Below are 5,691 nucleotides of genomic sequence, written 5' to 3' on the forward strand. Positions count from 1 at the left end.
GGAGATTATAGAAATTCAAAAGTTAATAGATGCACTTCATCAATCTTCTATTGATGAGTTGGAGTATCAGACAGAAGACATAAAGTTACGTCTCAAAAGAAATGGGAAAAAAAATGTTCAGTATATTGAAAGGGAAAAGCAGAAAGTTGAATCTTTTCCAGTAGAAAATTTGGTAACTGAAGTTGCTTGCACAAATCAAGTGGAAGAATTGAAACAAGTAGAAGAAAATAATGTGAAAGAAGATTTATATGAAATTAAATCTCCAATGGTCGGCACCTTTTATTGTTCACCTTCTCCAGGAGCAGATTCATATGTAAAAGTGGGACAAAAAGTGGATAAAAGAACGATTGTTTGTGTTGTAGAAGCTATGAAACTATTTAATGAAATTGAATCAGAGGTAGAAGGGGAAATTGTAGAGGTATTGGTTGGTAATGGAGACCTTGTAGAATATGATCAACCGATGTTTTTGGTAAGGAAAAAGTAGGGGTGATTGTAATTGATTAAGAAGCTATTAGTTGCGAATCGTGGTGAAATAGCAGTTCGAGTTATTCGTTCCGCAAGAGAATTGGGAATTAAAACAGTAGCAGTGTACTCTAAGGCCGATAGAGATGCCCTTCATGTCCACCTAGCAGATGAAGCTCATTGTATTGGCCCAGCTTCTGCAAAAGAAAGTTACCTGAACACAGTTAACATTATTTCTGTAGCAAAACTAACACAATGCGACGCGATTCATCCAGGGTACGGATTTTTAGCGGAGAATGCTGATTTCGCTGAAATTTGTAAAGAATGTAACCTTATATTTGTGGGGCCAACTCCTGAGACTATTAGAAAAATGGGTGCAAAAGATGTTGCAAGAAAAACCATGATTGAGGCTGGTGTACCGGTTACCAAAGGGTCAGATGGAATTATTAAAAGCGTAGAAGATGGAATTAAGATAGCAGAAGAAATTGGATACCCAGTTATTATTAAAGCCACTGCTGGTGGTGGAGGGAAAGGAATCCGAGTTGCTCAAAATAGTAAAGAATTAGTTGATGGTATTCGTCTTACTCAGCAAGAAGCGAAAGCGGCGTTTGGAGATCCAAATGTATATATGGAAAAGTATATTACAGATTTTCGTCATATTGAAATTCAGATTTTAGCAGATGGCTATGGTAATGTAATTCACTTAGGCGAAAGGGACTGTACGATCCAGAGAAGACTTCAAAAATTGGTAGAGGAAACACCATCACCCGGTATCACGATGGAAGCAAGAGAAGAGATGGCGAATCTAGCGGTAAAAGCAGCCCAAGTTGTTAATTATTCAGGCGCAGGTACCATCGAATTTATCTATGATTTAAAAGAGAATAAATTTTATTTTATGGAAATGAATACAAGAATTCAAGTTGAACATCCAGTTACTGAAATGGTAACGGGTATTGACATAATTAAAGAACAAATTCGAATTGCTTCTGGAGGGAAATTAAGATATCAGCAAGATGATGTGCAGTTTAATGGTTGGGCCATAGAGTGTCGCATCAATGCAGAAAATCCAGAAAAGAATTTTATGCCATCACCTGGAACCGTTAAGGAATATCTTCCACCAGGTGGATATGGGGTACGAATAGATTCAGCAGTGTATGCTGGCTATAGTATTCCCCCTTATTACGATTCTATGGTAGCTAAAGTTATTACTCATGGGGAAACGAGAGAAGAAGCAATTCAACGTATGGAAAGAGCACTGAGTGAATTTCATGTTGCTGGTATTAAAACTACTATTCCTTTTCATTTAGATCTGTTAAGTAATAAAAAATTCATTTCTGGTGATTTTAATACTAAATTTTTAGAATTACATGATCTAAAAACGAAAGAGCTGCAAAGTGTTTAAAAAATAGAGTTACAGTGAATGTTTCATAAATCATTTTCATTATGGAGGAGATTAAACATGAATAAAGTACTGCTACAAACAGAAGGGTTGATCGTTTTAGTTACAACTATTTATTTATATAGTTATTTTGGTCTTAATTGGTGGGTATTTTTAGCATTAATACTTGCACCTGATATTGGTATGCTCGGTTATACAATAAATCAAAAGATAGGGGCAAGTGTTTATAACTTCTTTCACACGTACGTAATATCTATTGCTGTACTTGCAATTGGATTATATACAAATCAAGATTGGATTTTAGCATTAGGAATTGTTTGGACTGCTCATATAGCGATGGATCGAACTATAGGATATGGATTGAAGTACACAAAAGCTGGATTTAAAACTACTCACCTTACAAGAGTATAATGGGCGTAACTTTTTCATTTAAATAGAATGAATTCCTAAGTTCTGTTAGCTAATAAATAGGAGGAAGAGTTGTGATTAGAAAATTAATTCCAAGAAAAAAGAATGAATCGGCAGTATCAGCTACACAACTAATGTCTGATGTTCCTGATGGGATAGTGATCAAATGTCCAAAGTGTAAAAAAATTATATACAGTAAAGATTTGCGTAAAAATTTAAAGGTTTGTGTAGAGTGTAATCATTATTTTCCGATGAGTGCATTAGAAAGAATTGAATCTTTATTGGATCAAGATAGTTTTGTAGAATACGATGAGCGCATGACTTCAAATAATCCTCTTGGTTTTCCTGGATATGAAAAAAAATTAGAATCTGATCAAAAGAAAACAGACCTTAAAGAAGCGATATTAACAGGGGAGGGAACTATTCAAGGGCATAGAGTAACTGTAGCAGTTATGGATACAAGATTCCGAATGGGCAGTATGGGGTCTGTGGTAGGGGAAAAAATTACAAGAGCGATAGAATTTGCTTTAGAAAAAGGGCATCCTTTTATTATCTTTACGGCAAGTGGAGGAGCTAGGATGCAAGAGGGAATTCTAAGTTTAATGCAAATGGCAAAAACAAGTTCTGCTGCTAAAATGTTAGATTTGTCTGGAAATCTGTTCATTTCGGTTATGACATCTCCAACTACAGGGGGAGTATCAGCTAGTTTTGCTTCTTTAGGTGATTATAATTTTGCAGAACCAGGAGCATTAATTGGTTTTGCTGGAAGACGAATTATTGAGCAAACAATCCGTGAAAAATTACCGGATGAATTTCAAACGGCAGAATTTTTATTAAAACATGGTCAATTAGATAAAATTCTACCAAGAGATCAAATACGTAGTACGTTAACAACTGTTTTAAGACTGCATTCAGGGGGAAGAATACAATGAAAAATTATTTGGATTTTGAACTTCCAATAGTAGAATTAAAAGAAAAAATAGTAAGTTTGAGAAAGTATATGGAAACAACAGGGTTTGATTTATCTGAAGAATTAGTAAAATTAGAAAGCAAGTTGTGTATACTGCAGAAAGAGGCTTATCAACAAATGAAGCCTTGGGATCGAGTTCAAATTTCACGACATCCTAATCGACCAACTACCCTTGATTATATTCAAGAAATATGCACAGATTTCTTAGAATTACATGGGGATCGTTCATATGGAGATGATCCAGCCATGGTTGGTGGTATTGCTAGATTTGAGGGTGTACCAGTAACTGTGATTGGACACCAACGTGGAAAAGATACAAAAGAAAACATATATCGAAACTTTGGCATGCCTCATCCTGAAGGCTATAGAAAAGCACTTAGACTTATGAAACAAGCTGAAAAATTTCAACGTCCTATTATCACCTTCATTGATACAAAGGGAGCTTATCCAGGAAAAGCTGCTGAGGAAAGAGGGCAAAGCCAAGCTATCGCAAATAACCTTTTTGAGATGGCAGCTTTAACTGTACCCGTTATTAGTGTGGTAATCGGAGAAGGAGGGAGTGGAGGTGCGTTGGGAATTGGAGTATGTAACCATCTCCATATGCTTGAGAACTCAACTTATTCGGTAATTTCTCCTGAAGGTGCGGCAGCGCTTCTCTGGAAAGATGCTTCAAAAGCAAAGCAAGCAGCTGAAACAATGAAAGTTACGGCGTATGATTTAAAGGAATTAGGTGTTGTTGACAAGCTGATTCCTGAGGTAGATGGTGGCGCTCATAATAATATTAAAAAGCAGGCAGGTGAAATCAAAAAGGTCTTAAAGGAATCTTTAAATGAATTAATGTGGTTAGGAAAAAAAGAGTTACAAAAACAACGTTATCAAAAATATAAACAAATTGGAGAATATTCTACTCCAGAATCTATTGGTGATGAAGTACGTGTTTTAAACGCATTGTAGGGATCTGATTGTAGGGGAGAGTAACTTAGCATAATTTGTTAAATATCATATTGGTAGAGATTTGAATAAAACATCTCCCTTTATCTTTTTTCTAATAGAAGACCTCTTTTTCAAAATTGTTCAAGTTGTGCCCCCCCCATTTAAGATAGGAGACGAATGACGGTAGGCGTAAGCCTACATTTTTTGTGTTATAAAGAGACATGCGAGAAAATAAGGTACATTATCCTTTTTGAGGGATTTACTAAGGATTTTGAAAAATATATTAAGGTAACTTAAAAAAGAACAAGATATAAAAAAGAACAAGATATAAAAAAGAACAAGATATAAAAAAGAACAAGATATAAAAAAGATGTACTTATATAAACCAGAAAGTAAGCTCTGATCTGGATAATAAACATAAAGGTAGGAGATTTAAATGGAGACGAAACAAGATAACCTTATTTATGTATGGGAAGCTTATTGTGGATGGTGTTATGAGTAATATAGATGACTTAACAGCAGATTGTCTTGATTCTATCACTATTAAATGGTTGAATGAAGCTAAATCATCAGATGAGTTCATTGATTTTTCATATGAACAAGTTTTAGAAATGTGTAGTATGCCTAAGGAAAAAGCTAATGGAGTTGGATATTATCGAGCTGAAGATAATATTAAAGTTGCTAAAAGAATTGCTGCTTTAGCAACTATTTTTATATACCTTAATGATGAAAATGAAATTGTAGTATTAAATAATCGTGCAGAGCCCGGTAAACATTACGAAGTAAAACGTGAAATTATAAAAAGGCTTTTTGTATTAGATTCAGTAGTACTCTTGAGAGATAAAAATACCAATGAATATATGGGAATAGAATCGTGTTGAATTAAACCAGGTAGTTTCTTGTCAAGCTACTTATATGGTTCAAGTAGACAACTGCATTTCTTTCCAAAAAGGTGCTTGAATACAATAGTTATCGACATAAGTACCATAAAAGATTAATTGGATATTTAACATGGAAATGGAGAATTAGACAAATGTATTCATCATTGAAAAAGCCATATTCTATAGGTGGGGACAAAGGGCTGCTAGCAGTAATGGATATCCCAAAAGATTGGAAGCCGAATCGTATTAGAGAACAGTTGGAAAATGTTCTAATGGATTTAGAAAATGAAAAAGTAATCTCTTATTAGGAGTATAGTGATCCACTTGATGAACAACAAATTGGGAAACGTAATTGGTTTAAAAACTATTACTCTAATTTAGGAATAACGATTTTACCGCCTGAGGAAATGCTGCAATCAATGGATAGGGTAATCGGAAAGAAAAATATAGAAGAACTTCAAGAACAATTACCTGAAGTAACAGTTGTTAAAGAAGTAAAGAAGACTGTAGAATTAGTCGAACAAATAGAGAAGAAGATCCGTGAATAAATACTGAAAGTACACAATGAAAAAAAGTAAGCATTCGTGAAATAGCAGATGAAATTAGTATTTCTCCGTCTACATTATCTGGGTATTGTC

Annotated in this window: 5 protein-coding genes and 1 pseudogene; all 6 read left to right on the forward strand. The window is 34.5% G+C overall.

All coding sequences use genetic code 11. The features are described from left to right. The coding region (gene accB, locus ACQGSG_RS25865; protein ID WP_426948339.1) for an acetyl-CoA carboxylase biotin carboxyl carrier protein at positions 1 to 484 on the forward strand (484 nt) is incomplete at its 5' end. A 12-nt stretch (positions 485 to 496) separates the two neighbouring features. After that, positions 497 to 1,864 (forward strand): acetyl-CoA carboxylase biotin carboxylase subunit, encoded by a 1,368-nt coding sequence (accC, locus tag ACQGSG_RS25870; protein WP_426948341.1) that lies wholly within the window; start codon positions 497 to 499, stop codon positions 1,862 to 1,864. A 57-nt stretch (positions 1,865 to 1,921) separates the two neighbouring features. After that, positions 1,922 to 2,272 carry a DUF4260 domain-containing protein gene (locus ACQGSG_RS25875; protein WP_426948343.1) on the forward strand — a complete coding sequence of 117 codons (351 nt, stop codon included), beginning with the start codon at positions 1,922 to 1,924 and terminating at the stop codon, positions 2,270 to 2,272. Positions 2,273 to 2,343: 71 nt separating this feature from the next. Further along, positions 2,344 to 3,201 carry an acetyl-CoA carboxylase, carboxyltransferase subunit beta gene (accD, locus tag ACQGSG_RS25880; protein WP_426948345.1) on the forward strand — a complete coding sequence of 286 codons (858 nt, stop codon included), beginning with the start codon at positions 2,344 to 2,346 and terminating at the stop codon, positions 3,199 to 3,201. Then, a complete protein-coding gene (gene accA, locus ACQGSG_RS25885; RefSeq protein WP_426948347.1) occupies positions 3,198 to 4,193 on the forward strand; it encodes an acetyl-CoA carboxylase carboxyl transferase subunit alpha in 996 nt (331 codons plus the stop codon). The genes accD and accA overlap by 4 nt, the downstream gene beginning before the upstream one ends. Before the next feature lie 458 nt (positions 4,194 to 4,651). Then, positions 4,652 to 5,691, forward strand: a pseudogene (locus ACQGSG_RS25890) (XRE family transcriptional regulator); the annotation flags it as partial.

Origin of the sequence: Bacillus sp. GMa5/1 (genome assembly GCF_050172015.1) — a bacterium.
In the GTDB taxonomy this organism is placed as follows: domain Bacteria; phylum Bacillota; class Bacilli; order Bacillales; family Bacillaceae_G; genus Bacillus_A; species Bacillus_A cereus.